Annotated in this window: 34 protein-coding genes; 14 read left to right on the top strand and 20 right to left on the bottom strand. The window is 69.0% G+C overall.

The annotated features are described in order from the left end of the window. The first annotated feature begins 79 nt into the window (after positions 1 to 79). Both ACFVV0_RS00935 and ACFVV0_RS00930 read left to right on the top strand, forming a co-directional pair. Positions 80 to 280: a hypothetical protein gene (locus ACFVV0_RS00935; protein WP_387057143.1), complete on the top strand. Its 201-nt coding sequence runs from the start codon at positions 80 to 82 to the stop codon at positions 278 to 280. Between the two features lie 13 nt (positions 281 to 293). Continuing rightward, complete coding sequence (locus ACFVV0_RS00930) at positions 294 to 539, top strand: hypothetical protein (protein WP_387057141.1); 246 nt, start codon at positions 294 to 296, stop codon at positions 537 to 539. 7 nt (positions 540 to 546) lie between these two features. On the opposite strand, the gene ACFVV0_RS00925 is transcribed toward ACFVV0_RS00930, so the two are convergent. Both ACFVV0_RS00925 and ACFVV0_RS00920 read right to left on the bottom strand, forming a co-directional pair. Further along, a complete protein-coding gene (locus ACFVV0_RS00925) occupies positions 547 to 750 on the bottom strand; it encodes a hypothetical protein (RefSeq protein WP_387057139.1) in 204 nt (67 codons plus the stop codon). 55 nt (positions 751 to 805) lie between these two features. Next, complete coding sequence (locus tag ACFVV0_RS00920; protein ID WP_387057137.1) at positions 806 to 1,105, bottom strand: hypothetical protein; 300 nt, start codon at positions 1,103 to 1,105, stop codon at positions 806 to 808. 105 nt (positions 1,106 to 1,210) lie between these two features. On the opposite strand from ACFVV0_RS00920, the gene ACFVV0_RS00915 reads away from it, so the two are divergent. Beyond that, the gene (locus tag ACFVV0_RS00915) at positions 1,211 to 1,579 is read left to right on the top strand and encodes a cupin domain-containing protein (protein ID WP_387057135.1); all 369 of its coding nucleotides are present in this window, start codon (positions 1,211 to 1,213) and stop codon (positions 1,577 to 1,579) included. A gap of 8 nt (positions 1,580 to 1,587) precedes the next feature. Here ACFVV0_RS00915 and ACFVV0_RS00910 read toward each other — a convergent pair whose 3' ends face one another. Continuing rightward, positions 1,588 to 2,337: an SDR family NAD(P)-dependent oxidoreductase gene (locus tag ACFVV0_RS00910; protein ID WP_387057133.1), complete on the bottom strand. Its 750-nt coding sequence runs from the start codon at positions 2,335 to 2,337 to the stop codon at positions 1,588 to 1,590. A gap of 24 nt (positions 2,338 to 2,361) precedes the next feature. Beyond that, positions 2,362 to 3,063 (bottom strand): hypothetical protein, encoded by a 702-nt coding sequence (locus tag ACFVV0_RS00905; RefSeq protein WP_387057131.1) that lies wholly within the window; start codon positions 3,061 to 3,063, stop codon positions 2,362 to 2,364. Positions 3,064 to 3,305: 242 nt separating this feature from the next. Here ACFVV0_RS00905 and ACFVV0_RS00900 point away from each other — a divergent pair, with 242 nt between their 5' ends. Together ACFVV0_RS00900 and ACFVV0_RS00895 are read left to right on the top strand one after the other, a co-directional pair. Next, positions 3,306 to 3,623, top strand: a complete 318-nt coding sequence (locus ACFVV0_RS00900) for a hypothetical protein (protein WP_387057129.1) — start codon at positions 3,306 to 3,308, stop codon at positions 3,621 to 3,623. Positions 3,624 to 3,663: 40 nt separating this feature from the next. Continuing rightward, positions 3,664 to 3,984, top strand: a complete 321-nt coding sequence (locus tag ACFVV0_RS00895; RefSeq protein ID WP_387057127.1) for a hypothetical protein — start codon at positions 3,664 to 3,666, stop codon at positions 3,982 to 3,984. 21 nt (positions 3,985 to 4,005) lie between these two features. Here ACFVV0_RS00895 and ACFVV0_RS00890 read toward each other — a convergent pair whose 3' ends face one another. The 8 genes from ACFVV0_RS00890 to ACFVV0_RS00855 all read right to left on the bottom strand — a co-directional run bounded on the left by ACFVV0_RS00890 (position 4,006) and on the right by ACFVV0_RS00855 (position 10,637). Beyond that, positions 4,006 to 4,884 carry a hypothetical protein gene (locus tag ACFVV0_RS00890; RefSeq protein ID WP_387057125.1) on the bottom strand — a complete coding sequence of 293 codons (879 nt, stop codon included), beginning with the start codon at positions 4,882 to 4,884 and terminating at the stop codon, positions 4,006 to 4,008. A 40-nt stretch (positions 4,885 to 4,924) separates the two neighbouring features. Further along, positions 4,925 to 5,188, bottom strand: coding sequence for a Rho termination factor N-terminal domain-containing protein (locus ACFVV0_RS00885; protein ID WP_387057123.1), 264 nt, complete (start codon positions 5,186 to 5,188; stop codon positions 4,925 to 4,927). Between the two features lie 105 nt (positions 5,189 to 5,293). Continuing rightward, entirely contained in the window at positions 5,294 to 5,458 is a 165-nt protein-coding gene (locus tag ACFVV0_RS00880) for a hypothetical protein (RefSeq protein ID WP_271177576.1), read from the bottom strand. 134 nt (positions 5,459 to 5,592) lie between these two features. Next, positions 5,593 to 6,333: a hypothetical protein gene (locus ACFVV0_RS00875; protein WP_387057121.1), complete on the bottom strand. Its 741-nt coding sequence runs from the start codon at positions 6,331 to 6,333 to the stop codon at positions 5,593 to 5,595. Between the two features lie 33 nt (positions 6,334 to 6,366). Beyond that, positions 6,367 to 7,902, bottom strand: a complete 1,536-nt coding sequence (locus ACFVV0_RS00870; RefSeq protein ID WP_387057119.1) for an FAD-dependent oxidoreductase — start codon at positions 7,900 to 7,902, stop codon at positions 6,367 to 6,369. 9 nt (positions 7,903 to 7,911) lie between these two features. Next, complete coding sequence (locus ACFVV0_RS00865) at positions 7,912 to 8,184, bottom strand: hypothetical protein (RefSeq protein WP_387057117.1); 273 nt, start codon at positions 8,182 to 8,184, stop codon at positions 7,912 to 7,914. Between the two features lie 88 nt (positions 8,185 to 8,272). After that, complete coding sequence (locus tag ACFVV0_RS00860) at positions 8,273 to 8,608, bottom strand: hypothetical protein (RefSeq protein ID WP_387057115.1); 336 nt, start codon at positions 8,606 to 8,608, stop codon at positions 8,273 to 8,275. 31 nt (positions 8,609 to 8,639) lie between these two features. Then, positions 8,640 to 10,637 (bottom strand): collagen binding domain-containing protein, encoded by a 1,998-nt coding sequence (locus tag ACFVV0_RS00855; RefSeq protein ID WP_387057113.1) that lies wholly within the window; start codon positions 10,635 to 10,637, stop codon positions 8,640 to 8,642. Positions 10,638 to 10,716: 79 nt separating this feature from the next. On the opposite strand from ACFVV0_RS00855, the gene ACFVV0_RS00850 reads away from it, so the two are divergent. The 3 genes from ACFVV0_RS00850 to ACFVV0_RS00840 all read left to right on the top strand — a co-directional run bounded on the left by ACFVV0_RS00850 (position 10,717) and on the right by ACFVV0_RS00840 (position 12,908). Then, entirely contained in the window at positions 10,717 to 11,505 is a 789-nt protein-coding gene (locus ACFVV0_RS00850) for a putative protein N(5)-glutamine methyltransferase (RefSeq protein WP_387057111.1), read from the top strand. A gap of 9 nt (positions 11,506 to 11,514) precedes the next feature. Beyond that, the gene (locus ACFVV0_RS00845; protein ID WP_387057109.1) at positions 11,515 to 11,895 is read left to right on the top strand and encodes a hypothetical protein; all 381 of its coding nucleotides are present in this window, start codon (positions 11,515 to 11,517) and stop codon (positions 11,893 to 11,895) included. A gap of 89 nt (positions 11,896 to 11,984) precedes the next feature. Next, complete coding sequence (locus tag ACFVV0_RS00840) at positions 11,985 to 12,908, top strand: AEC family transporter (protein ID WP_387057107.1); 924 nt, start codon at positions 11,985 to 11,987, stop codon at positions 12,906 to 12,908. Between the two features lie 27 nt (positions 12,909 to 12,935). Here the strand turns inward: ACFVV0_RS00840 and ACFVV0_RS00835 are convergent, their stop codons facing one another. Further along, positions 12,936 to 13,466: a tetratricopeptide repeat protein gene (locus ACFVV0_RS00835; RefSeq protein ID WP_387059398.1), complete on the bottom strand. Its 531-nt coding sequence runs from the start codon at positions 13,464 to 13,466 to the stop codon at positions 12,936 to 12,938. Positions 13,467 to 13,562: 96 nt separating this feature from the next. Between ACFVV0_RS00835 and ACFVV0_RS00830 the strand changes: the two genes are divergently transcribed. Further along, positions 13,563 to 13,880, top strand: a complete 318-nt coding sequence (locus ACFVV0_RS00830) for a hypothetical protein (RefSeq protein WP_387057105.1) — start codon at positions 13,563 to 13,565, stop codon at positions 13,878 to 13,880. 24 nt (positions 13,881 to 13,904) lie between these two features. Here ACFVV0_RS00830 and ACFVV0_RS00825 read toward each other — a convergent pair whose 3' ends face one another. Next, positions 13,905 to 14,567, bottom strand: a complete 663-nt coding sequence (locus ACFVV0_RS00825; protein ID WP_387057103.1) for a TOPRIM nucleotidyl transferase/hydrolase domain-containing protein — start codon at positions 14,565 to 14,567, stop codon at positions 13,905 to 13,907. 126 nt (positions 14,568 to 14,693) lie between these two features. Between ACFVV0_RS00825 and ACFVV0_RS00820 the strand changes: the two genes are divergently transcribed. Continuing rightward, the gene (locus ACFVV0_RS00820; protein ID WP_387057101.1) at positions 14,694 to 14,966 is read left to right on the top strand and encodes a hypothetical protein; all 273 of its coding nucleotides are present in this window, start codon (positions 14,694 to 14,696) and stop codon (positions 14,964 to 14,966) included. On the opposite strand, the gene ACFVV0_RS00815 is transcribed toward ACFVV0_RS00820, so the two are convergent. Next, positions 14,963 to 15,490, bottom strand: a complete 528-nt coding sequence (locus tag ACFVV0_RS00815; protein WP_387057099.1) for a hypothetical protein — start codon at positions 15,488 to 15,490, stop codon at positions 14,963 to 14,965. The genes ACFVV0_RS00820 and ACFVV0_RS00815 overlap by 4 nt on opposite strands. Before the next feature lie 51 nt (positions 15,491 to 15,541). On the opposite strand from ACFVV0_RS00815, the gene ACFVV0_RS00810 reads away from it, so the two are divergent. Further along, positions 15,542 to 16,471 (top strand): aldo/keto reductase family oxidoreductase, encoded by a 930-nt coding sequence (locus ACFVV0_RS00810; protein WP_387057097.1) that lies wholly within the window; start codon positions 15,542 to 15,544, stop codon positions 16,469 to 16,471. A gap of 7 nt (positions 16,472 to 16,478) precedes the next feature. Here ACFVV0_RS00810 and ACFVV0_RS00805 read toward each other — a convergent pair whose 3' ends face one another. After that, positions 16,479 to 16,853, bottom strand: coding sequence for a nuclear transport factor 2 family protein (locus ACFVV0_RS00805; protein ID WP_387057095.1), 375 nt, complete (start codon positions 16,851 to 16,853; stop codon positions 16,479 to 16,481). A 187-nt stretch (positions 16,854 to 17,040) separates the two neighbouring features. On the opposite strand from ACFVV0_RS00805, the gene ACFVV0_RS00800 reads away from it, so the two are divergent. Further along, on the top strand, positions 17,041 to 17,214 hold the full coding sequence (locus tag ACFVV0_RS00800) for a CsbD family protein (RefSeq protein ID WP_387057093.1): 174 nt from the start codon (positions 17,041 to 17,043) through the stop codon (positions 17,212 to 17,214). Positions 17,215 to 17,265: 51 nt separating this feature from the next. Here the strand turns inward: ACFVV0_RS00800 and ACFVV0_RS00795 are convergent, their stop codons facing one another. Beyond that, a complete protein-coding gene (locus ACFVV0_RS00795) occupies positions 17,266 to 18,291 on the bottom strand; it encodes a PHP domain-containing protein (RefSeq protein ID WP_387057091.1) in 1,026 nt (341 codons plus the stop codon). Positions 18,292 to 18,345: 54 nt separating this feature from the next. Here ACFVV0_RS00795 and ACFVV0_RS00790 point away from each other — a divergent pair, with 54 nt between their 5' ends. Both ACFVV0_RS00790 and ACFVV0_RS00785 read left to right on the top strand, forming a co-directional pair. Then, on the top strand, positions 18,346 to 19,218 hold the full coding sequence (locus ACFVV0_RS00790; RefSeq protein ID WP_387057089.1) for an SDR family oxidoreductase: 873 nt from the start codon (positions 18,346 to 18,348) through the stop codon (positions 19,216 to 19,218). A gap of 10 nt (positions 19,219 to 19,228) precedes the next feature. Then, a complete protein-coding gene (locus ACFVV0_RS00785) occupies positions 19,229 to 19,552 on the top strand; it encodes a hypothetical protein (protein ID WP_387057087.1) in 324 nt (107 codons plus the stop codon). An 8-nt stretch (positions 19,553 to 19,560) separates the two neighbouring features. Here ACFVV0_RS00785 and glgX read toward each other — a convergent pair whose 3' ends face one another. The 3 genes from glgX to treY all read right to left on the bottom strand — a co-directional run bounded on the left by glgX (position 19,561) and on the right by treY (position 25,828). After that, the gene (glgX, locus tag ACFVV0_RS00780) at positions 19,561 to 21,603 is read right to left on the bottom strand and encodes a glycogen debranching protein GlgX (protein ID WP_387057085.1); all 2,043 of its coding nucleotides are present in this window, start codon (positions 21,601 to 21,603) and stop codon (positions 19,561 to 19,563) included. A 227-nt stretch (positions 21,604 to 21,830) separates the two neighbouring features. After that, positions 21,831 to 23,555 carry a malto-oligosyltrehalose trehalohydrolase gene (gene treZ, locus ACFVV0_RS00775; protein ID WP_387057083.1) on the bottom strand — a complete coding sequence of 575 codons (1,725 nt, stop codon included), beginning with the start codon at positions 23,553 to 23,555 and terminating at the stop codon, positions 21,831 to 21,833. Continuing rightward, the gene (gene treY, locus ACFVV0_RS00770; protein ID WP_387057081.1) at positions 23,552 to 25,828 is read right to left on the bottom strand and encodes a malto-oligosyltrehalose synthase; all 2,277 of its coding nucleotides are present in this window, start codon (positions 25,826 to 25,828) and stop codon (positions 23,552 to 23,554) included. The genes treZ and treY overlap by 4 nt, the downstream gene beginning before the upstream one ends. Between the last annotated feature and the right edge of the window lie 64 nt (positions 25,829 to 25,892).

Raw genomic sequence — 25,892 nt, 5'->3', positions numbered from 1 at the left:
TTCGTGGACTCGGCCGTTACTTCGTGAGGGTTCGGCGCGACCCCTTGCGAGAGCGAGGGGTTGGGCGTTGGTTGAGGGTATGAGCGATCCGAAGAACGAACCGATTGACGATTTCGACGAGACCAACGGCTTGGTGGAGGGTCTCGACGGGGACGACGGAGGTGTCATCGATCACGATCCCCACGACGGCGTGATCTTCGAGGCCCTCCGCGACCTCGACGATCCGATCACCGATGAGGATTCCGCCGAGACGCCGTACAGCGAAGAGGGACGACCTTAGGAAGGAGCCGGCCATGTCCGACAACCGTGGACTGCCGAACGTCAACTCCGAGGGCGTGCCCGAGGAGGACATTCCCGAGCGATTCGAGGAGAGCGATCGGGATGCGCAGGCGGCCGAGCCCGCCGAGACCGAATCGGGCCAGTCGGAAGACGCCGCATCGACCGACGACGATGCCGCCGAGCCGCCGCCCGCCGACTTCGATCCGGCGCAGCACCCCTCCAACCCCGATCTCGTCGACAACGTCGATCCGCCGGAGTGATCCCGGGTCAGGGATGCGGTGCTCGTGATCCGAACATCCACCCGGCGCCCACGACCAGCCCGGCCGCACAGAGCGCGATCCCGGTGACGAGCACCGCGGATCCGCTGCCGCCGGCCCGCGGCAACACGAGTCCGGCGATGACGGTGAGTGCGCCGATATTGAGCAGCAGGGCGGCTACCCAGCCCAGGGCCGTCCTCAGCGTCGGTCTCACGCTCGTATCGTATCCGCCGTCGCTTCTTCGCCGATGAGCGCGAGCGCCCGGGCTGCTAGGCCTCGCCCTGATTGCCGGAGGTCGCGGGCGACGGTTCCAGCGCCTCGTTGATGATCGCGGCGACGAGCATCTTCCAGTCGGAGCCCTCGTGGAGCGTCTCCAGATGGCCCGGCGGGATCGCGCCGAAGACCGGCTCGTGCTCCTCGCCCTCCGGGGCGACGCGCACCAGAACTCCGAGTTCGGCGTGCGACTCGTCGAGTACGACCCACCGCCCGGCCGCCTGTTTCTCTACGTGGAAGATGCGCGACCGGTAAGGGAAACGCACGCTGGACATCTCGAGCTCGCTGGCGGACATCGGTGACCCCTCTCATTGGTGCCTCAGGGAGCATCCAACGCCCGCGCGCCGCGCGGCGCAAGTGTTTTCTTGAGGACGGCTCAGGTGTCGTCCTAGGTTTGTGGCATGACCCATGTGCACAATCTCGACGCCGCACTCGCCACGATCACCGAGCATTGGCAGCCGCACCGGCTCGCCAGCGTCAACGACTACGACGTGAAAGTCGTGAAATTGCTCGGCGAATTCATCTGGCACACGCATCCGGACACCGACGAACTGTTCCTGGTGCTCTCAGGCCGGCTGACGATCCAGCTCCGCGACGGCGACGTGCAGCTCGGACCGGGCGACGTATTCGTCGTTCCGCGCGGGGTCGAGCACTGCCCGAAGGCCGACGAGGAGGTGTCGGCGGTGCTGATCGAGCCGAAGGGCACCGTCAACACGGGGGACGCACCAGGCGATCGCACGTCGCCATTGCGCGAGTTGCCGGCCGACTGACCCCGGTCTCAGAGCCCGCCCGAGACGCGGATGGTCGTTCCCGTCGCGTAGGCCGCGTCGTCGGAGAGCAGCCAGGCGACTGCGCCGGCGATCTCCTCCGGATGCCCGCCCCGGCCCAGCGGAACGGTCGGCGCGACCACGTCGGGACGGTTCGGTTCAGGATGGAAGTCGGTCCAGATCGTTCCGGGTGAGACACCGTTCACCCGGATCCCGAGCGACGCGACCTCTTTCGAGAGACCGACCGTGACCGCATCCACGCCCGCCTTGGCCGCCGCATAGTGCACGTAGCGGCCGGGGCTCCCGAGGTACGCGGATGCGGACGAGATGTTCACGATGGCGCCGCCCGCCCCGCTCGCGGTCATCGCACGAACGGCGTGCTTCGCACAGATCAGTACCCCGACCAGGTCGATGTCGATGTCACGCCGGATCGCGGAGATGTCCGCCTCGGCCAGCGGACCGAACGCACTCGCCGACCCCGCGTTGTTGACCAGGCCGGTGACCGGCCCGAGCTCTCCTGCCGCCGCGAACATCCGCTCGACCTGCTGCTCGTCGGTCGTGTCGGCCGCGATCGTGATCGCGCGGCGGCCGCGCGCCCGCACGTCGGCAGCGACGGCCTCCGCGGCCTCGGCATCGCTGCGGTAGCCGACGACGATGTCGTGGCCCTCTGCCGCCAGTCGCCGGCAGATCGCAGCCCCGATCCCGCGGCTCCCACCGGTCACGACCGTCACCCCTGCTGTCTCGCTCACTGCTTTCCGCATCCCGCCACCCTATCCAGCCGCTCGTCAGCCGATCAGCGAGACCGCACGCGCGATCACCAGCGCGAGCAGCACGAAGCCGCCGAACGATTCGAGCGACATCAGGAGTTTCGCGCGGTGGCTCAGCGGCATTGTGTCGGTCGGACTGAACGCCATCGAGTTCGACAGCGAGAAGTAGAAGTAGTCGATGTAGTTCGGCATCCAGTCCGACTTCTGGCTGGAGCCCTTGGCGACCTCGTCGATCGCGTCGTGGTCTTCGTCCTGCGGAAAGCGGAAGTCGGCCAGCGGCAGCTCGCTCCGGGGAACACTCACGCGAGAGACCGCCCCTCCGCGGTCGAGGACCCAGTAGACGATGGCGAACGCGATCACGTTGGTGACCCAGACCTGGAGAGAGGCGAGCAGGAGCTCCGAGCCGTTGCCGTGCTTGTTCAGCAGACGCACCACGGTCTCGACGAGCGCCACCTGGTTGGCGATCAGGATGAGGAACGCCAGGCCGATCTCGATCCGACGGGACCACCTCGACTGGCGGGTGAGGCGGTGCGGGTTGTACACGACCAGCACGATGAGCAGCAGCAGGCATATGCCGACGACGGCATATCGCTCGAACGCGGGGATGATGCTCGGAAGTGCGGCGTAGAGACCCAGAGCGAACACGGTCGCGATGAGGGGCGGCCAGCGGTGCTCGGGCTCGGCGTTGCGTGAGCGCCGGGCGTCCGTGGTTTTGCTCATGGCTGAGACGCTACTCCAGCCGAATCGCATCTCCCGTGCGCAGCGCGGCCACCGGCCGGGGTTGGTGGCCGGCGGCCGCTGACACAGCACGGTACGCACGCGTGGACCCGATTCGAGGGGATTGTCGCGGCCGGCACCTGGGTGTACCAGGTTGCGGTGCGCGCTACCGGATGCGCGCATCCGGTGTCAATCCCCCAGACGCGATAGGTGCAGAGTGCGCTTCGTACGGCAGTATTCAGATCATGGGAAAACTCGTTTACGGCGCAGGTCAGGAATATGACCTCGACGACCGCGTGCTGAGTCACGTCAAGCTCGCTATCGTCGCCAAACTGCGTCGCCACGAGAGCTTTCTGCTCAACTGGGATGTACCGGTCGAGCAGGGGTCCGGCCGGGTGTCGCTCTGGATCAGTCGCGAGGTGCCGCTCGCGTTTCAATTCAGCGGCAGCCGTCCTCCGGCGATCAACACGCAGTGGCTGGAGGCGCTCATGCACACGTCCCAGCGCACGGGCGGCATGGTGGTCATGAGCGAGGACGACGCCGGGGGCCATCTGCCCGGCTAGGGGCTGTGCACGCAGGCCCGCGCGGTGTGAGGATGATGCCATGGGAACTCTGATCTACGGAGCCACTCAGGTCTACCGGTTCGATGACCGTGTGCTTTCGCATCTGAAGATCGCCATCGCGTCGAAGCTGCGGATGCAGGAAGGCTTTCTCGTCAGCTGGGAGATCCCGGTCGAAGAGGGCTCGGGGCGCGTGAGCCTCTGGTTCGCGCCCGGGATCCCCGTTCAGTACCTCTTCGAGGAGACGGTCCCGCCCGCCCTCAATCGCGACTGGATCGAGGCGATGATGATCTCGGCGTCGAGTTCGCGCGGGCTGATCGTCATGCCCGAGGCCGAGATCGAGGGATACCTGCACCACGAGTGAGCGCGTGGTGGCGTGAGCGGCTCAGTGCTCTCGGGCTGCCCGCGCATCCTTCTCGGCGCTGCGAACGGCCGACTGCGCCTGCGTGATGCGGCGCCGCAGTTCGCGCTCGGCCGCCTTGGTCTCCGTGAGCTCGTCCTGGGTGCGCTCGAGCCGGCGGCTGAGTTCCTCGCGCTCCGCCTCCAGGTCGCCGCGCCGGTCCACCTCTGCGTCCAACTCGTCGTCGAGCGCGTCGGCTGTGGCTTTGGCTCGCTCGAGCGCCTTCTCGGCGGTTCGGATGCGGCGCTCCCGTTCCCGCCGATCCGCAGCCGACTCGACAGGCTCGGCGGGCGGGGCACTCGCAGAGCCGGCCCTTCCGCGCGCGCCGCCCGTGCCCCTCGTGCTCGCGTCGTCCGCCGCGGCCGAGGCTCTGCGCGGAGGCGCGGTGCCGTCGATCGGCAGGGCCACCGCATCCGACACGTCGACTTCGTCGACTCCGGTGGACTCGAGAGCGCGGGTGAGGAATCCGCTCCGCACCGCGGCTGCAGCGGATGCGTCGATCACCGCGGCCTGCAGGGTCTCTTCGATCTCGCGCTGGATCGCCGGGCTGGCGCCGCCGACACTCTTCACGGCGGTCTGCAGAAGGCGCTGCCGGTCGCCGGTGAGTGAACGGATGCTGTCGCGGTCCCGCGCGGCGAAGGCGTCGCGCATCCGGTCGCCCACCTCCAGGATGGAGTCGATCAGGTCGGGCTTCTCGCGCACGAGCGAGTTGATGGCCGCCGCCGACGCCGACGGTTTGCGAAGGGAGCGGATGTCCTTGGCCAGCGTCTTGTCGTCCGCCCGACCCGCGGCCGCGTTCCTCGACGCGGTGAACTCGGCCGGCGTGGACGAGTAGAGCTGCTCGGCGACCTCGCGCAATCCCATGCCGCGAGTGTACGACCGCCGGCCGTCGCCGTCAGCCGGGTCAGTGGTGTCGGAGCGCGTCGATCAGCTGCGACTTGTTCTTCTTCGAGTAGCCGCTGAGTCCCAGTTCCTTGGCGCGCTTCTTCAAGTCCGGCACCGTCCAGTCGTCATACGAACCGGACTCGCCGCCTTTACGCCCGACGGCGGACTTGCCCCGCGCGGCTGCGGCGTTCGAGATGCGTGCCGACTTCTCCTTCGAGTTCCCCTCTTTGCGGAGCTCCTCGTACATCTTCTGGTCTTTCAGCTGCGGCTCGCTCTGAGGCATCGCGGCTCTCCTCTCCGGTTGCAGCCAGGACGGTACGCTCCGGCCTGGAACGGCGAAACCCCCGGATCCTGGATGGATCCGGGGGTTCGATGGAACATGTCGGTGCTAGACCGAACGCCGCCCGCTGATCATGCGCACCAGCCACACGATGACGGCGAACACCAGGAGGATGATTCCCACCCAGAGCAGCCAGTTGAGGGCCTGCACGAACCCTCCGGTGAACAGGAGCACAATCGCGACGATGGCGATGATGATGAGCAGTATGTTCATTTTGCCGATTCCTGCTTTCTCTTCGACGGCCGATCCGTTGGGGATACGAAACGACCGAAGCCCAAACTAGGCCGGGAAAAGCTGGGCGTCGACTCCTTGACTACGCTGCTGCGCCGTGGTTCAGTGCAGTCCGCTCAGGCGCGCGGCGCCTTCGCTGCCTTGACGGCGGCGAAGTATGCCGATGCGGGCTTGAGCCAGATGAACACGGTGGCCACGACGGCAGCGATCACCTGTAGCGCTCCCGAGAAGAAGCCCCACGGGATGTTGACCAGCGAGAGCACCGTCAGCACCGTCAGCACGATGCGGGCCCAGTTGGCTCCGCGACGCATGAAGATTCCGAACAGCACGAACGTGGCGGCCCAGAAGATCAGGGTGACGATCGACAGCGCTGTGACACCCGCGATGGATGCGTCCGCGAGCTGCTCGATGCTCACGCCGTTGGTCCGCAGGTCCTGGGTGTTCTGCAGCTGGTCGATGATCGCCTGGCGGGTGGAGCTGACCGAGATGATGGTCACGATTCCGCTGATGACACTGAGCACGGCGGCTGCGATGTACAGCCAGAAGGCGAGGTTCACGCCCGAGGGCGGACCCGCCGGTGCAGCGACCGGTGCGGCCGGGGCCGCCGAGTATGCCGGGAAGGCGCCAGGAGCACCGGCGGCAGGCGGAGCGGGCGGAGCCGGCGGGTAGGCCGCGGGCGGTGCCTGTGGCGCGGGCGGCGCCGGCGGATAGGCCGCATCGGGCGCGGGCGGGGCCGGTGGGGTCACCGGCGGCTGGGGAGCGGCGGGAGGGACAGCCCCGGCGGCGTCAGGAGTCGGAGGAACGGCTCCGTCGGCGGCGGGTTGGTCCGGCTTGTTGTCGTCGTTGGGAATAGTCATGCCGCGACCGTACTACTGGAGGCGTGCCTAGGACTACCCTCCACGCGGGCTGCCGTCGTGATCGGTCACGGGCACCCGTGGGAGATCCTTGGTGGCCGGTCCCTCGAGGACGGAGCCGTCGGCGGCGAACCGGGAGCCGTGCAACGGGCAGTCCCAGGAGAGTTCCGCGTCGTTCCAGCGCACCACGCCGCCCAGGTGCGTGCACACCGCTGAGAGCGCACAGGTCGTCCCGTCGACGGTCGAAACGGCCACGGGTGCGCGATCGTGGCCGTGACCGACGATGCCGGTCCCCTCCGGCGGCGGTGACGCATCCTCACCGATGGCGGGTCCCTCGAACTCTGCCGCCGCCCAGCCCGTCGCGATGGCCTTTCCGACGCCCGCGTTGAATGCGGCGCCCGTGGCGATGGCGGCCGGATGCGTCACCCGGTGGTGCATCACGCGCGCCCACTCGGGTTCCTCGGTCTCGGAGATGTTGGCCGTGAGACTCAGCGCTGCCGCGACGGCGTTCGTCATGCCCCACTTGTTGTAGCCGGTGGCGAGGTAGAGACGTCCCCGTCCGCGAGGCAGCCAGCCGACGAAGGGGATCTGGTTGGCCGATCGGTAGTCCTGGGCCGCCCACCAGTGGGTGCGCTGCGCCCCGGGAAAGGCCTGCTCCGCCCAGGCGGTCAGCTCGGCCAGATGCGCCGCGGGAGACGTGGCGCGTCCGGCGATGTGACCGTTCCCGCCCGCGAGCAGCAGCTCACGCCCATCCGGTCCCGTCGCCGTGCGAAGCGACCGCGTCGACGCCTCGGCGTTGAGGTACATCCCGTGCGGAACGTCGCCCGGCACCGTGAACGCCGCGGCGTACGACCGGTGCGCCTCGGTCTTGGCGAAGTAGAGCCCACGGTCCAGGATGGGGGTCCCCGTCGCCAGCACGACGCTCTCGGCCAGCACCCTGCCCGACGTGCAGGTGATGACCGCGGGGTCGGATGCGGAGACTCCGGTGACCCGCTGGCCCTCGATGATCGCGCCGCCGAGGGTGCGCAGGTCGGCCGCGAGCGCCCGCAGCACATCCATCGGGTTCAGCTGGGCCTGATCGGGGAGACGCAGGGCGCCTTCGACGGGGAACGGCAGCCCGGTGTCGTTCTCCTGCGTGACGGCCAGCCCGGCGAGACGCGCGGCCCCGAACTCGGCGTCGAGCCGTTCGAGACCCTCGGGGGTCGTGGCGTAGGTGAACGCGTCGCGCACGTCGTAGGGGATGCCGCGCCCATCCGCGTAGTCGAGGAGCCAGCCCTTGCCGGCCGCGTTGGCGTCGACGTAGGCGGACAGCACCCGGTCGGTGGCGTTGCGGTGGACCTGCGAGAGCGTGGTGCCCTGCAGCAGGCTGACCTTGCCGGTGGTGTTTCCGGTGGTCACCGCGCCGACGTATCTGGCTTCGAGGACGCCAACCCGCATCCCGGAGCGTGCCAGCATCAGTGCGGTGGCGAGACCGGTGAGTCCGGCGCCGATGACCACGGTGTCGAACCGCGCCTCGGGCAGAAACCTGTCGGTGGGGATCGAGGCGGCTCCGTCGAGCCAGAGCGAGGTCATCGGTGATCCTTACCCGAGTGAGTCGAAATCGAACCAGAAGGCGTCGTCCTCGTCGCCTTGCCCGGTGTCGGCGGGCTCGCGCGGCAGTGTCGCGGTCTCGATGCGCACTTTGGTCTGGCTGGTCACGAACACTTCGCTGGGCGGGCGGCTGGAATGGGAGATCGAGACGAAGGCGCCGTTCGCACGACTGGCCTCCACGACTCGCTCCTTGAGGTCTTCGACCGGACCGCGGTCAACGAAGGTGAACCGCAGATCGTCGATGTAGACGTGGTACACCCGCATGTCCTCTCCCCATTGCTGTCTGCTGGCGGATAGTACGCGTGCCAGCCGAATGCACCAGTGGGGAGGAGGAATCCGTGTCCGAACCGGCTCAGAGGTAGTCGAGGTCGATCGCCTCGGTGTCCTCGGTTCCGGCCTTCACGAATCCGGCCCGGGGGGTGCCGAGAGCCGTGATGGACCGCTCGGTCTCGGCGACGAAGTCCGGGTCCTCCAGCTCGCTCGCGCCGGGGGTGTCTTCGGCGAGCATCTGGCTCGCGGGGCCGAGGAGGAGAAGGGCCGAGCCGGTCGATCCGTCGGCGACGATCACAGGGGCGTTCACCTCGGCTGCGATTCCCCGCTGTGCCAGCACTGCGGCATAGCGGACGAGGACGTCGGCGATCCGGTCACCGGTCACGAGAGTTCCGCTCGCGTAGTGGATTCGTTTCATCTACTACTCATACGGTCGAGTCGCGTGCGGGTCAAGGCCCTTGCGTTTCGGCGTGCGACGGCGTCCGCCCGCGGGCGCGAGCGACACGACGGCGCCGTGCCGAGGAGACGATGGCTGCCGCTGCCCCGGCCGAGAGGAGCATCCCGGCGGCCAGCAGAGCGGTGGACGGCTCGTCATCGGAGCCGGTGGCCGCCAATTCTCCGGTCGGAGCAGGAGCTGCTCCGGACCCCGTCCCGTTACTGGTGCCGGGGCCGACGGGTGGCGCCGGGTCGGCGATGACGGCGAAGTCTTGGTCCACGATGGCCTCACCGGCCGCAGTGATGGTCACGGTTCTGGTGAGCGCGCCCGACCCGGAGTAGCCGGCCGGCACCGTCAAGGCGACGGTGTAGGTACCAGGGGGGAGCGAGCCGAGACTGTATGCGCCCGAGGCGTTCGTCGTCAGCGTCGCGGGTGCGCCGGTGCCGGTCACCGTCAGGGTCGCGCCGGCGATCGGCGCACCCACACTGTCGGCGACCAGGCCCGACACGCTCCCCGTCCTCGCGAGGGCGAAGTCGATCCCCAACACATCCGCGGTCGCCACTGTCACGGCACGGGAGTCCACGCCTGAGACGATGTAGCCGGCCGGCGGCCCGACGCTGACGGAGTAGCCGCCGGCTGCGATCAGGGGGAACGTGTAGGTGCCGTCTGCGGCGGTGACGGTACTGACAGGAGAGCCGCCGCCGTTCGGAGTAGCCGTGACCGTGACGCCCGCGACACCGCCGCCGGACGCCGTGACCGTTCCGGAGATGCTCGGGTTCGCCGTGAGCACGAAGTCGACGTTCTCGATCGGCGTCTCCACGCCCGACACGACGCTGATCGTCTGCGGTGTCGTGGACACGGTGTATCCGGCCGGTGCCACGGGAACCGCGACCGTGTGCATGCCGACGCCGACCGTGTCGAACAGGTACGTTCCGTCGGGGCCGGTGGTGACGGCGCCCGTGCCGGGGATATCGACCGTGACGTTCGGAACGGGGTTGCCGAGGTTGTCCCTCACCGTGCCGCTGACGGCGACGGGCACGAGGTCGCGCACAGTGAAGTCCACCACCGCGTCGGTCGTCGTGAGGTCGGCGGGCTTGCTGGTCATGCCGACCGCGATCTTTCCTGCGGGAGGAGTGATCGACACCGTGTAGCCGTCGGTCGCCAGAAAGCCGGGAAACGAGTAGGCGCCTCCGCCGGCGGTCGTGGCGCTGCCGACCACCCGGCCGTTCCTGTCGGTGAGGGTGAGAGCGACGCCGTCGAGCGGGCCGCTCACCGCATCCGCCACCGTGCCGGTGATGTCACGGGCCAGCGAGGCGAACCAGGTCTGGTACACGGGCAATCCGGAGCGCTGCGTGAACACGAACGACAGCGACGAGATCGGAGCGGTCGGCTCGAACCAGCCCGCCGCGCCCGAGGTGTCGAGCGCGGCAGCGTTGCCGCTGAGGGTCGCGGTCGCAGGATTCCAGATCGCGACATCGGTCGCCGACCCCGTGCATGACGGCTTGCCGGCCACCCCTGGTGCGCAGTAGTTGAAGCCGCCGCGAAAGCCGAGCTGGTTCGCGGTGAGGGCGACTCCGTCCGGCCCGATCGCCCGGACCTGCACCTGATCCGCGTCGATGTCACCGAGCACGAACGTCCATCCGGAAGGCGGGGTCGGGGTCGTGAACGCGTAGGTCGTCGTCGACGGTGAACTCGAGTTGTCGGCTCTGGGCCGCAGGTTGAGGTAGGGCTGGTTGATGCTCGACCCGTACTTGGCCCCGACCGGCGAACCCTGCGGCAGCCAGACGGATGAGCCCGAGATCACACCCACCTGGCCGGCTCGTGAGTCGGTGGTCACGTTCGCCGTGAGGAGAGGCTTGGTGGCGACCGTGACGGTGGTGGGGATCCCGGTGGACGGCGCCCAACCGGCCCAGAGCGAGGTCGTCGCTGCGGAGGCGGAGGTCGAGAGGAAGAACGGTGCCGCGACTGCGGCGATCAGTGCGAGCAGCATGACGCGCGGTCGGAGACGCATGCGGTCAGGCTATCTCGGCACCCCTGAATGGGGAACACCTCCGTCGTGACCTGTGCGGCCCGCACTACGCTGGACACTCGTGAGCGAACCGGACCCAGACCTCGTCGCACGCCTGCGTGCGGCGGGCTGCGTCTTCGCCGAAGACGAGGCGAGGCTGCTCACCGAGGCCGCTGCGACGCCCGCCGAGCTCGAGCTCCTGGTCGCGCGGCGGGTCGAAGGCTTCCCGCTCGAACCGCTGCTCGGCTGGGCCGAGTTCTGCGGTCTCCGCATCGTCGTCGAGCCCGGAGTGTTCGTGCCGCGCCACCGCACCGAGTTCCTGGTCGAGCGCGCCGTGGCCCTGGCGGCACCGGATGCGGTGGTGCTCGACCTCTGCTGCGGTGCGGGGGCGATCGGTGCGGCCATCGCATCCCGTCTCGGTGAGGGAGCGCAGGTGTACGCCGCCGACGTGGAGCCCGCAGCCGTGCGCTGCGCCCGCGCCAACCTCGAACCGCGCGGACATGTCTACGAGGGCGATCTCTACGACGCTCTGCCGACGGAGCTGCGCGGCCGGGTCGACATCCTCGCCGTCAACGCACCGTACGTGCCCACCGACTCGATCGCGATGATGCCGCCGGAAGCACGCCTCTACGAGCCTGCCGTCGCGCTGGACGGAGGTGAGGACGGGTTGGATGTGCATCGCCGCGTCGCCGCCGGCGCGGCCGAGTGGCTCGCCCCGGGCGGCTCACTCCTCATCGAGACGAGTCGACGGCAGGCGCCCCGCACGGCCGCGCTGTTCGAAGCGGCCGGGCTGAGCACGCGGGTCGAGACCTCCGACGAGTACGAAGCGACCGTCGTCATCGCGGTGCGTCCTCTCGCACCCGGCCGGTAGGCTCGTCGCATGGCCTCAGCCCACGAATTCTTCCTCTCCAGCACGCCGGAAGCGGCCCGTGCCGTGGTCGGGCAGACGCTCACCGAACAGGGGTTCGCCGTCGAGGCGACGCCCGCCGGCGGGTTCGTCGCCAAGCGGGGGAGCGTTCCGATGACCGTGCTGTTCGGCGGGCTTTCCGGTGGCAAGCTGGCCATGACCTTCCGGGTCGAGATCATGGAGCTGCAGGGGCAGATCGTTGCGCGGCTGAGCCGCGTCACCGCTTCCGCGGTCGTCGGCGGCGGAGCGATCGGCGCAGCGAAGGCCGACACCGTGTTCAAGCAGACCGCGAACGCCCTCGGGGCAGCGCTCCAGAACGCTGGCATCCTCACGTCGTCGCGCCAGGTCGCCTGACAGCAGCGCGGGCCGCGCTCCGGCCGCAACACACGGCAATGCGCGGCAACCGACCGCGCCCGGGTGCGCGCCGCCCCTAGGCTGAGGGAATGGGCGGTGTGGTGGTCGGGTTCGCGATCATCGCGTTCGTCATCCTCGTCGGCTATCTCGCCGCACGGTTCGGCATCGGTGGACCGCACGCCCCGTTCGTGCTGAACCGCATCGCGTTCTTCATCACGAACCCGGCACTTCTCTTCGTGACGCTCGCCAAGGCCGACCTGCGCGTCGTCTTCTCGACCCAGCTCGTGGTCGCCGCCATCGCCGCGGTCGCCGCGACGGGCCTCTTCGTGCTGCTCTCGCGCCTCTTCTTCCGCCGGCCCGCACCCGAGACCACCATCGGAGCGCTCGGCTCCGGGTACGTGAACGCCAACAACATCGGACTGCCCGTCGCGGTCTACGTGCTGGGGAGCGCATCCTATGTCGCCCCCGTGCTGCTGTTGCAGCTGATCGTCTTCGCGCCGATCGCACTGACGGTGCTCGACGTGACGTCGCGTGGCTCGGTCTCCGTGCGATCGATCCTCACCCAGCCGATCCGCAACCCGATGATCATCGCCTCGCTGCTCGGGATCCTCGTGGACGTGAGCGGTCTCGAGATCCCGGATGCGGTGTTCCAGCCGTTCGTGCTGCTCGGCGGCGCGGCCGTCCCCCTCGTGCTGATGGCGTTCGGGATGTCGCTGCGCGGCTCCCGGCCGCTGCGTGCCGACGAGGGACGGGCGGAGATCCTCACCGCATCCCTGCTCAAATCGGTGGTGATGCCACTCGTCGCCTACCTGGTCGCGTCCCTGGCATTCGGCCTCCACGGTCAGGCCCTCTTCGCCGCGGTCGCGCTCGCCGCCCTCCCGACCGCCCAGAACGTCTACAACTTCGCCGCCCGCTACGAGCGCGGCATCCCGATCGCCCGCGACACGGTGCTGCTCACGACCCTGCTCGCCGTACCCGCTCTGCTGCTCATCGCCGCAACCCTCGCGCCCTGACGCTCGGTCGCCGGCCGGCTGTGCGCGTCAGCGACCGGGACGCGCTGCGTCGAGGTCCCGGAGGTATTGGGCGTTGCCGCGAACGGCGGCCTCGTAGCGGAGGAGGTCCTCGGTACGGATCTCGTCGACGGCCAGCTCCATGAGGGCTGCGACCGCGGCGTCGCTGCGGCCGGCGGCGTGCAGGGAGAGGGCGTGCCACATCCGGACCGACTCCGACCGCGGGTAGAGCTCCACGGCGCGATCGAGGGCCGCCAGCGATTCGTCGTAGCGGCCGAGGTTGCGCAGGGTGCTGCCGTACTGCAGCAGGCAGCGGCGCAGGGTGTCTCCGGTGAGTCCCGCCCTCAGCGCCTGCTCGTAGTAGCCGAGAGCGGTCTCCTCCTCGCCGGCGGTGTCGTACGAGCCGCCGACGTCGTACAGGACGACGGCGTTGCCCGGATGCTCGGCGAGCACCCGCAGAAAGGCGTCGATCGTCGGCTGCATGTCGTCGCGATCGCGGCTCTCGAAGATGTCGCGCAGGCGCTGCTCGAGTTCTGGAGGCACGTGCCCGTCTTCTGACATCGTCACATTCGTCCTTTCGCCGGGAACCGCGAGGCACCACGATACCGGGGCGTACAGTCCCGGTCGACACCCGGAACACGAGAAGAGGAGCTGCCCATGTCCACGGACCAGTACCACGAGCCGCCGAACGAACTCAGCGAGGAGACCAGGACGTTCGCCCGGATGTGCGCGAGTCTCTCCGAGGAGGCCGAGGCGATCGGCTGGTACGAGCAGCGCATCGCGGTCGAGAAGGACGAGGTGGCGAAGGCGATCATGCGCGACTCGCTCGGTGAGGAGTACAAGCATTTCAGCATGGAACTCGAATTCCTGCTGCGCGCGAAGCCGCAGTGGCGCGAGACCGCGCAGGGCATCCTGTTCAAGGACGGCGACATCGTCGCGCACGGCGAAGCGGCCGAAGAGGCCGCGAGCGACTAGCGCTCGGGCTCGCCCGCGGCCCCGCTAGACCGCGGCGAGGAGCCGCCGGAGAGGGGCGGGTGCGACCGCGTCGGCTGCGGCGCGCAGCGCGAGCTCCCGACCGTACTGTTCTTTGCGCCCGGAGGTCGTGCCGAGAAAGCGGTGCAGTTGCTGCTCGGCCGGGCGCTCCCGCTGCGCGGGCTGCCGCTGGAACGTGCGGAACAGCCTCAGGTCCCCCTGCTCGTCCAGCACCTGCTCGGCCGCATCCAGCCCGAGGGCGCGGATGAGTTCGCCCTCGAGGTCGGGGTCGCAGATCTCGAAGGCGGATGCGCGCATCCCCGCCCGCTCGAAGAACCGCACCTCGCCCTGGTCGCAGAGTCCGTGCAGTTCGAGGTCCAGTCCGCGGGAACCGAGCGCTTCGACGTAGCGCCGGATGCTCATGGCCCCGCCCATCGGCAGCACGGCGACCCGCTCGTCGCCGAGGTCGCGGCCATTCGATTCGGCCAGTGCCTGGAGGGCGGCCCGGTCGCTGTCGCCCTCGACGAGAACGGCCGTCGTCACGACTCCCGCCTCGGTGAGTCCGCGTGCCTCCGCAGCGGCAGCCGTCGCCGCCGCTCCGCCGTTGAGCCAGGAGCGTGCGGCGCGCTCGAAGCGGAGCAGCGCCTCGGCCTGCTGCTCCCCGGCCCGGGTTCTGGACGTCTCCGTCACCTTGCCCATTCTGGCACCGGGATGCTCCGAGCGGCCGGTCAAGCCCTTTTGCGGCCCACGATTCACGCGTAGCGTCCGTGCCAAGCCGCACCACCGCGGATCGCACCCATCGTTAGAGGAGGATCCATGAAGCTCGTCATCTTCGTGGCCGGCGTCGCCGTCGGCTTCGTGCTCGGTTCCAAGGCCGGCCGCCAGGCCTACGACAAGTTCCGCAAACAGGTCACCGGATTCACCCAGTCGCCTCCGGTGCAGCAGGTCGCCAGCGACGTCAAGGACCTCGCCGGCAAGGCTGCTGCCGAAGCGGGCGATCGCGTCTCCGAGGTCATCGACAAGGCGAGCGACAAGCTCGACGAGGTCACCGGCAAGGGCAAGCCCGCCAGCCCGTCCTCCGCGAGCTAAGCGCCCTGCGGCGGGTCGGTCAGCAATCCGACCCGCTCCGAGAGGTACGCCGCGAAGTCGACCGTCCCTTCGGCCGTCGCACTCCACTTCACCAGTGTGCGGCCGTCGCGCAGGAGGAGCGGACCGGTCGATGCGCGCAGGCTCGCCGCATCCACGTCGATGGGTGCAGCGTCGTAGTTGACGGTCTCGCCGTGCTCGAAGTGACCCCGCTGCGCCGCCGCCCGGTACTCGCGCCGCGTTTCGGCCGAGAGCGACTGGTACGCCGGACGACCGGGCTCGGTCGCGCGGGTGATCGAGCCTGTGGCGAAGAGGTTCGACTCGCGATCGAGGAGCAGCACGCCCAGCCGCCACACGCGTCCGGCCGGCTCCAGCACCGCCTCGCGTGTGATCAGCATCCGCCGGTGCCGTGGCACGAAGACGGCGAGGGCCTCGTCACGCGCGCCCGCTGCATCCAGGCGCCGCACGGCCTCGGCCAGGGCTTCCCGGAGCTGTGCGACCGCCTGTTCATCGCCCGTTTGGTCCACGAAGCGAGAATACCCGCGCGCCGACGGGCCGCTGTGGGTGAGGATAGGAGGATGAAGACGCTGAAGCTCACGAACACCGATCTCGAAGTCTCGAACATCATCCTCGGCCTGATGAGGATCAGCCCGCTCACCGACGACGAGATCCGCGCGCTCGTCGGCGCCGCCCGCGACACGGGTATCAACTTCTTCGACCACGCCGACGTGTACGGCGAAGAGACCCACGGCTGCGAACGCCGCTTCGGTGACGCGATCACGTTCTCGCCCGCGGAACGCGAGCAGGTCGTCGTGCAGTCGAAAGTCGGACTCCGCTCGGGCTACTGGGACTTCTCGAAGGAGCACATCCTCACCTCTGTCGACGAGTCGCTCGCTGCCCTGAAGCTGGACTACCTCGACATCCTGCTCCTCCACCGTCCGGATGCGCTGGTCGAGCCCGACGAGGTCGCAGACGCCTTCGACGTCCTCTACAGCGCCGGCAAGGTGCGGCACTTCGGTGTCTCCAACCACATGCCCGCCCAGATCGAGCTGCTGAAGAAGTCGGTCACGTATCCACTCGTCGTCAACCAGGTGCAGCTCAGCATCACGCACGCACCGCTCATCGCCCAGGGAGTGGCCGCGAACATGGCCGGCCTCGGCCAGTCCGTCGACCGGGACAACGGGATCCTCGACTACAGCCGCCTGCACGACATCACTTTGCAGGCGTGGTCGCCGTTCCAGAAGGGCTTCTTCGACGGTCCCTTCCTCGGCGATCGCGAGAACTACGCCGAACTCAACGACGTCATCGACGAGCTGGCCGCCGCCTACAACGTGCCGACATCCGCGATCGCGGTCGCCTGGATCACCCGCCACCCCGCGAACATGCAGGTCGTGCTCGGCACCACGAAGGTCGAGCGCGTGCGCGAGTCGGCGGCAGGGTCGGAGGTGCCGCTGACGCGCGAGGAGTGGTACCGGCTGTTCACCGCGGCGGGCTACACGCTGCCGTAACCCGGCTTCACTGCGTCACCGGTGTCTGCTGATACAGCGCCAGGCGCCACCCCGAGTCGTCGTGGCGGTACACGCTCGACATTGTCGCGACGAACTCGGGGTCGCCGTTCCGCTGCGCCCGGGCCCGGTAGACGATCGCAGCCGCATCCGGCGCCACCCGCACCAGAGTGGGATGCTCGATCGTGAACGTGTCCCAGGTCGGAGCGGTCTTGAGGGAGTCGAGCACGGTCTGGCGGTCGAGCACGGTGCCTCCGGCGATGACCATCACCGCGTCTTCGGTCATGATGGCTCCGTAGAAGACGGCGCCGGTGCCCACGCAGAGCGTGTCCCAGCCCTCCCGTTCGAGTGCGAGCAACATCTGCAGGTCCCGTTCGCGGCTCATCTGGCGCCTCCGTCGACTCTGATCGTCTTTCCCGAGATGGTACGCCGTCGCATCCGTGCGAAAAGGGCGCGCCTGTAGACCGGTTGGAGCGATTCGGCAACCGGGTAGAGCGGCCGGTTGCCGCGGCGTAGGTTCGGGTCGTTGTCACACCGGCAACGGTGAAGCACGGTGAGAGGAGGATGCAGCCATGGGTGCATCGGACAAGATGGAGAACGCCGCGGAAGACGTCAAGGGCAAGATCAAGGAAGGCGTCGGCCGGGCGACCGGAGACGACGAGAAGGTCGCCGAAGGCAAGGCCGACCAGGCCAAGTCGGACCTCAAGCAGGCCGGCGAGAACGTCAAGGACGCCTTCAAGCACTGACGCTCGAAGCGCCGCATCAGAACATCGAGGGGTGGGACTCCACGGAGGGTCTCACCCCTTGGTCGTGCCCAGCCAGCCCCGCAGCTTCTCGAGCGGCCAGGTGGTCACGATCCGCTCATCCGGAACACCGTTGGCCACCGCGCGGGCGGCCCCGTACTGCAGAAAGTCGAGCTGTCCGGGAGCGTGAGCGTCGGTGTCGATGCTGAACAGGCATCCCGCTTCGAGCGCCAGCCCGATGAGATCGTCGGGCGGGTCCTGACGCTCCGGCCGCGAATTGATCTCGACGGCGACGTCGTTCTCGGCGCAGGCTGCGAACACGCGCTCGGCGTCGAACTCCGAGGGCGGACGTGTGCCCCGGCCGCCCTGAACCAGCCGTCCGGTGACGTGACCGAGCACGTTCGTCTGCGGGTCCCGGATGCCGCCGAGCATCCTCCGGGTCATGGTCGCGCGATCGGAGCGCAGTTTCGAGTGCACGCTGGCGACCACCACATCCAGTCTCGCCAGCAGCTCCGGCGTCTGGTCGAGGGTGCCGTCTTCGAGGATGTCGACCTCGATGCCCGTCAGCAGCTGCGGTGAGCCGTCGGTCGCGGCGTCGAGCTCGTCGATGATCCCGAGCTGCTCCGTGAGTCGTTCGGGGCTCAGCCCGTTCGCGACGCGCAGGCTCGGGGAGTGGTCGGTGATGGCCTGGTACTCGCGGCCGAGCGCCCGAGCCGCCTGTGCCATGAGCTCGATCGAGGTTCCGCCGTCCGACCAGTCGGTGTGGCTGTGGAGGTCGCCGCGCAGCTTCGCGAGCAGGGCTTCGCCGCCCTCGGCGAGGGGATTCGCACCGCGCGCACGCAGGTCGGCCAGATACTCCGGCACCTCGCCCCCGAGCGCCTGGGTGATCACGGTGTACGTGCGATCCCCGATCCCCTTGGTGCGCTTCAGACGGCCGTCGCCCGCCCGTTCGGCGAGCTCGTCCGCCGGGACCTCGCCGATGATCGCCGCGGCCCGCCGGAACGCCTGAACCTTGAAGGTCGGGGCGAGCTCCCGCTCCAGCCAGAAGGCGATCTCGTTGAGCGCGTCGACGGGGTTCATGAGCCCATCATGCCCCTCCCCTCCGGGGCCGCGAGGGTGCAGACTCGGAACATCATGAACGACATGACCGGCAAGACGGTCTTGGTCACCGGCGGCACGGGCGGCATCGGTCGCGCGACCGCACTCGGACTGAGCAGGCTGGGCGCCCGCGTCGGCATCACAGGACGCGACGACGCACGAACCCGGACGGCCGCGGAGGAGATCGCCCGCGCATCCGGCAATCCGGTCGACGCCTTCCCCGCCGACATGTCGTCGCAGGCCGAAGTGCGCCGCCTCGCTGCCGCGGTGCTCGACGCGTATCCGCGACTGGAGGTGCTGGTCAACAATGTGGGTGGATTCTGGGCGACGCGACGCCTCACCGCCGACGGCCTCGAGCACACGTTCGCCGTGAACCACCTCGCGGGATTCCTCCTCACCAACCTCCTGCTCGACCGGCTGAAGGCAAGTGCGCCCGCGCGTGTGGTGACGGTCTCATCCGGAGCGCAGCGCATGGGCGTCATCGATTTCGACGACCTCCAGGGCGAGCGGAACTGGTCGGGGCAACGGGCGTACAACCAGTCGAAGCTCGCCAACGTGGAGTTCACCTACGAGCTCGCCCGCCGACTGCAGGGTACGGGCGTCACGGCCAACACGCTTCATCCCGGTGTGGTGCGCACCTCCTTCGCCGCCGAAGACTCGTCCACGGTCTGGAAGGTCATGATCCCGCTGATGAGGCCCGTCATGAAGTCGCCCGAGAAGGGCGCGGCGACCTCGATCCACCTGGCCTCCTCGCCCGAGGTCGAGGGCGTCAGCGGGCGCTACTTCGTCAACCGCAAGCCGTCGGAGTCGAGCACGGCTTCGCGCGACGCGGCCGACGCAGCACGACTCTGGCGCGTGAGCGAAGCCCTCGTCGGGCTCGCACCCCGGAACGACGCACCCGGGGCGTAGGATGCCCAGCGTGACAGATGATCCCGCTCAGTCCTTCGACATCCTCACCACCCAGCTCCTCGAGGATCCCGACGACGACGTCGCGCTGACCAGCCGCGGCCTCCACGTGCACGGCAAGCTCTTCGCGTTCCTCGACGACGGCGACCTGGTCGTCGACCTCCCGCAGGGTCGAGCGGCCGACCTCGTCGAACGGGGGATCGCCGCACCCGCCAGCGACCCCGTGGTCGCGCCGAAGGGCGCGTGGGTCAGGATCGGCGACCCGGAGGACTGGCCCGAGCTCGCCTCCGAGTCCCATCAGTTCGTCGGCGAGCCCGCCGTCGGGCGCGAATCGTAAGCCGTAGGTCAGAGACCCGATCGCAGCAGAGCGAACGACGACGGCGCGAGCGTCAGCGTGGACGGGTCCACGATCTCGAGCCCGGGGTCGCTCGACAGTTCGAGCGTCCAGTCGGTGTGCGGCGCATCCGGCAGCTCGAAGTCGACACCGTTGTCGGCAGCGTTCAACAGGAAGGCGAACGCGGCCGAGCCTTCGAACATGAGCACGAACGCGATGGCCTTCGCGTCGGGTTCGTCCCAGTCCTCGTCGATGAACTCCTGGCCGTCCGTCCTCAGGATGCGCACCGTGCCCGGTCCGCCCACCTCCGGTGAGTGCCGGTACCAGTCGGGTCGAAGCGCGGGTTCGGCGAGACGCAGCCGGATGAGGGTCTGCGTGAAGTCGTGCAGCTCCTGGTCCGCGTGCGCCCAGTCGAACCACGAGATCTCGTTGTCCTGGGCGTAGGCATTGTTGTTGCCCCGCTGGGTGCGGCAGATCTCGTCGCCTCCCAGGATCATCGGCACGCCCGCCGAGAGCAGCACGGTCGCGAGGAAGTTCTTGCGCTGCCGGATGCGTCGCGCGAAGATCACCGGGTCGTCGGTCGGCCCCTCCAGCCCGTTGTTGCTCGACCGGTTGTCGGATTCGCCGTCGGCGTTGTCCTCGCCGTTCGCCTCGTTGTGCTTCTCGTCGTAGCTGGTGAGGTCGGCCAGGGTGAACCCGTCGTGGGCGGTGACGAAGTTCACGCTCGACAGCGGTGACCGCCGGGACTCCTCGTACACATCCGGGCTGCCGAGGATGCGCTGCGAGACCGTGCCGAGCATCCCCTCGGTGCCTCGCCAGAAGTCGCGCACATCGTCGCGGAACTTGCCGTTCCACTCCGACCAGTCGGCGGGGAAGCCACCCACCTGGTAGCCCGCCGTGTCCCAGGGCTCGGCGATCATCTTGATCGGCCCGAGCGTCGGGTCCTGCTGGATGAGCGTGAGGAACGCGCTGTGGATGCTCGCGTCGCCGCCCTGCCGAGTGAGGGTCGTCGCCAGGTCGAAGCGGAACCCGTCCACGTGCATCTCGGTCACCCAGTACCGCAGCGAGTCCATGATCAGCCCGAGCGCTGCCGGGTGGCTCACATTGACGCTGTTCCCGGTTCCGGTCGTGTCGAAGTAGTGTGCGAGGTCGTTCTCGACGAGCCGATAGTACGACTCGTTGTCGATTCCTTTGAAACTGAGGGTCGGCCCCTGGTCGTTCCCTTCAGCGGTGTGGTTGTAGACGACGTCGAGGATGACCTCGATGCCGGCTGCGTGCAGCGCCTTGACGAGACCCTTGAACTCGTCGACCTGAGATCCACGGTCGCCGGAGGCGGAGTACTCGTTGTGTGGTGCGAAGAAGCCGAGCGTGTTGTAGCCCCAGTAGTTGCGCAGCCCCTTCTCTTCGAGGTGCGCATCCTGTGCGAACTGGTGTACCGGCATGAGCTCGACCGCTGTGACACCGAGCGACGTCAAGTAGTCGATGGCGGCCGGATGCGCGAGCCCGGCATACGTGCCCCGCAGCTCCTCGGGCACTCCGGGCATCAGCTTGGTGAAGCCCTTGACGTGGGTCTCGTACACGACGGTCTCGGAGAGGCGGGTGCGAGGCGGACGGTCGTCGCCCCAGTCGAACGAGTTCGGATCGGTGACGACGCCGAGCATGACGTGACCGGCGCCGTCGGTGTCGTCGAGCGCATCCGGATCTCCGAGGTCGTGTCCGAAGACCGCCTGTCCCCAGTCGTACTCGCCGCCGATCGCTGTCGCGTGCGGGTCGAGCAGCACCTTGTTCACATTGAAGCGGAGACCGGCTGCCGGGTCCCAGGGCCCGTCGACCCGGAGGCCGTAGCGTGTACCGGGCACCATGTCCTCGACCAGCCCGTGGAAGACGTGCCCTGTGCGGTTGATGAGTTCGGTGCGGGTCTCGGTTCCGTCGTCAGCGAAGACGCTCACGAAGACTCTGTCGGCGCGCTCGGAGTAGATGGCGACGTTCGCGCCGCCTTCGACCAGGGAAACGCCGAGGGGGTACGGCTGGGACGAAGCCCACTCGCTCAGCACGGTGCCAGCAGCCGGGCCGTGGGCTCCTGGGCCGGCGACCGCCCCACCCCGGCCGACCGGCCGAGGCGGGCTCCCTCGAGTGCGACCCGGACACGTCCTGTGGTTCCCACTGCTCGTTCCCCTCTTGTTTCCCCTGATGCACCGCTTCGCCAACCTACCGAGCTCCCCATTCTCCCTCTAGCGGTTGACAGTGGGGTCATCCGTCGATATCGCGATCGTCGGTGGCCTCAGCGCAGGACGGCCGCTCCGGGTCCGTCGAGTCGCAGTGAGTCGCCCTCGAGGGTCGCGCCGAACGCCAGTACGAGTTCGCCGCCGGCAGGCACCACGTGCGTCCCCTCACCGAGCGCGGCGACCACGTGGAGACCCCCGCGGCTGAACCGGAAGACCCGGCTCCGGGCATCCGCGGACACCTCGACCGCCCGGGCGTCCGCATCGACCTCCCGGCGCACGGCGATCAGCTGCGTGTAGAAGTCGAGGATGCGCGCATTGCCCGGTCGCTCCGGCTCCGTCCAGTCGAGGTGGGAGCGCTCGAAGGTGGCCGGATCCTGCGGGTCGGGAACCGCATCCGGATCCCAGCCCATCCTCGCGAACTCGGCGATGCGGCCCCGCGCTGTCGCCTCGCCGAGCTCCTTCTCCGGATGCGAGGTGAAGAACTGCCAGGGTGTCGTCGCACCCCACTCCTCACCCATGAAGAGCATCGGCGTGAACGGTCCGAGCAGGATGATCGCGGCCGCTGCGGCCAGGGATCCGTCGCCGACGAGCGCGGACATGCGGTCGCCGGCGGCCCGGTTGCCGATCTGATCGTGGTCCTGCGCGAACGCGACCAGCCGCCGGAACGGAGTTCCGGGGTCGAGCGGCCGTCCGTGGTGGCGCTCGCGGAAGCTCGAGAACGTTCCGTCGTGGAACCAGCCGCGGTCGAACACCTTCACCAGCGACGACAGGCCCTCGAAGTCGGCGTAGTAGCCGGTGGTCTCGCCGGTCACGTTGACGTGCACCGCGTGGTGCACGTCGTCGTCCCACTGGCCGGCGAGGCCGTAGCCGTGCGTGGCGCGCGACCGGATGAGCTTCGGGTCGTTGAGGTCGCTCTCCGCGATGAGCGTGAGCGGCCGGCCGACGGCATCGCTCAGAGCGTCGACACTCTCCGCGAGCTCCTCGAGGATGTGCACGGCGCGACTGTCGTGCAGGGCGTGCACCGCATCCAGGCGCAGTCCGTCGACGTGCATATCGCGGAGCCAGAACACCGCGTTGTCGACGATGTAGCGGCGAACCTCGTCCGAGAGCGGGCCGTCGAGATTGAGCGCCTCGCCCCAGGGACCCGCCGCGAGGTCGCTCAGGTACGGACCGTACTTCGGCAGGTAGTTGCCGCTCGGGCCGAGGTGGTTGTAGACCACATCCTGGATCACCGCGAGACCGCGGGCATGGCAGGCGTCGACGAATCGCTGGTAAGCGGCCGGGCCGCCGTACGGCTCGTGCACGGCGAACCACAGCACGCCGTCGTAACCCCAGCCGTGCTCGCCGTTGAAGGCGTTGACGGGCAACGGCTCGACCGCATCCACCCCGAGGCGTACCAGCTGGTCGAGCCGCGCGATCGCCGAGTCGAGCGTGCCCTCGGGTGTGAAGGTGCCGACGTGCAGCTCGTAGATGACGGAGCCGGTCACCTCGCGTCCCGCCCAGTTCTGATCCGTCCATTCGAATGCGGTCGGGTCGTATTCGCGGCTCAGCTCGTGCACGCCGCGTGGTTGGCGCAACGAGCGGGGGTCCGGATACGGTCCGTCGCCGTCCACGAGAAAGCCGTAGTCGACCGGTGCCGTCGAATCGAGGGGCGCGGCAAGCGCCCACCAGCCGTCGGCCGCCCGGTCGAGCTCGATCTCGCGCCGCTCGGTCCGCCGGTCGGAGGTCACCAGCGTGACCCGCGACGCATTCGGTGCCCACACGGGGAAGCGGCGGTTCATCGCGCCACCAGCAGGGCGACCGGGTAGGTCTCGAAGAGGGCGGCGACGGGGATGGGGCCGCCGTCGAACACGCGGCCGGTCAGTTCGTCGCGCATCCCGCGCCCGCCGACGTCGACACTGGTGTCGCCCCAGCCGCCCGCCGCAGCCAGCCCGAGGGGGAGCCGGGTCGCCAGCGCGACGGCTCCGCCGCGGTCGAAGCCGATGAGGTGGTCGGCCCGTGCACCGGTCGCCGTGACGGGCGTGTAGCCCGTGAAGAGCCCAGGTCGATCGCGCCGCAGACGAAGCGCCCGGGAGACGACGAGCGGCTTGGCCGCACCGGATGCGTCCAGCTGCGGCTGCCAGCCGTCGTCGATCCTCCCGAGCACAGCCGCCGCTGCGGCGAAATCGACCGGCCGGCGGTTGTCGGGGTCGACGAGCGACCGGTCCCAGAGTTCGGTGCCCTGGTACACGTCGGGCGTGCCGGGAGACAGGAGCTGCAGCAGCTTGGCGCCGACGCCGTTGGACCACCCCGCCGGCTCGACCTCGGCGACCATCGCCTCGACCCGCTCGCGCACGTCGGGGTCGTCGAAGGCCGCTCCCACGAGGTCGACGAGCCGGCGTTCGAACTGCTGGTCGCCGTCGGTCCAGGCCGTCGAGTCGCCCGCTTCGCGCGCCGCTTTCAGCGCGTACTCGTTGAGCCGCACGCGCGATGCGGGCCACGCGCCGACGATCGCCTGCCACACCAGGTTCTCCAGGGGTCCGTCCCCGACGGTGATCGTCTCGCGCATCCCGGTGACGAAAGCCCTCCACCGTTCCGGGATCTCGGCCAGCGCGGAGATCCGGGCCCGTGTGTCCTCGCTGCGCTTGGTGTCGTGGGTCGTGAGAGTGGTCATGCTCTGCGGCGACCGGCGCATCCGGTCGTCTTGCACCTGGTGGAAACGCGCGGGCGTGACCGCGAACTCGCTCGGGTCGGCACCCACCTCGGTCAGGCTGGTCAGCCGCGTGTAGCGGTAGAAGGCGTTGTCCTCGACGCCTTTCGCCATGATCATCCCCGAGGTCTGCTGAAACCTCTGGGCGGCCGGATGCGCGGGATCGGCGAGTCGCTCGACCACGGCCCTCAGCGTGTCGCCCAGGTCGGGCCGTCGGTCGATCGCCGCTGCGCACGCCTCTTCCAGATACTCGCGCCCGAACGGCAGATAGCTGCGATAGACCGGCATCGCGGCGGCCAGCTCGGCCAGCGCATCCGCCGAGCCGTCGAGCTGCAGCTCGCGTTCGAGCCGTCGGATCTCGGAGTTCAGGATGCCGTCGGCCACCGCCCGCTTGCGCCGCCGCACCAGCTCGGGCCAGTGGTCTGTTTCGTCGTTCGTGTCGAGTTCCCGCGCGAGCTGCGTCAGCGACGACTCGCCGGCCGGGTCGACGAACACCCGGTCGAGCACGGCGAGCGCGTCGTACCCGGTGGTTCCGGCGACTGGCCACTCGGCGGGCATCCGTTCGTCGCCTTCGAGGATCTTCTCGACCCAGATCGGCCGGTCACCCGCCAGCTCGTGCAGCCGGATCAGGTAGGCGCCCGGGTCCTTCAGGCCGTCGGGGTGGTCGACGCGCAGCCCGTCGACGAGTCCCTGGCTCATCCAGCGGGCGATCTCGGCGTGCGAGGCGTCGAAGACCCGGCGCCGCTCCACCCGGATGGCGGCCAGGCTGCTGACGGCGAAGAACCGCCTGTAGTTGAGGTCGTGGTCGGCGCGACGCCACGAGACGAGCTCGTAGTGCTGGCGATCATGCACCTCGCGCGGGGTTCCCTCGCCCGTGCCTTCGGCGATCGGGAAGTGGTGGTCGTAGTAGTGGAGCTCACCGTCGACGGCGACGAGAGCATCCAGTTCGTCGGGTTGGTCTCCCAGCACGGGAAGGAGCACACGTCCGCCACCCGCTGCCCAGTCGATGTCGAAGAAGCCCTCGAAGCGGGAGTCGGTTCCGAGTCGGAGCACATCCCACCACCAGGCGTTGACCTTGGGGGTGGCGACACCGACATGGTTCGGCACGATGTCGACGAGCACGCCCATCCCGAGCCCCCGTGCGGCGCCGGTCAGGTCGGCGAGACCCTCGGGGCCTCCGCGCGCGGGATCGACGCGCGAGTGGTCGATGACGTCGTAGCCGTGCGCCGACCCCGGCTCGGCCTCGAGCAGCGGCGAGAGGTAGACCCAGTCGACGCCGAGACGGTGGAGGTACGGGAGCGTGCGTGCAGCATCCTGCAAGGTGAACTCTGCGGAGATCTGCAGTCGGTAGGTACTGGCGGGCACGTGACGAACCTACGAGAGCCCGGCCCGGAACGCGAGGGGTTGACACTGCCGATCCGCTCGCGGG

The sequence above is a fragment of the Leifsonia sp. NPDC058230 genome (assembly GCF_042882245.1).
Taxonomy (GTDB): domain Bacteria; phylum Actinomycetota; class Actinomycetes; order Actinomycetales; family Microbacteriaceae; genus Leifsonia.
This window is presented reverse-complemented; position numbering and strand designations above follow the sequence as displayed.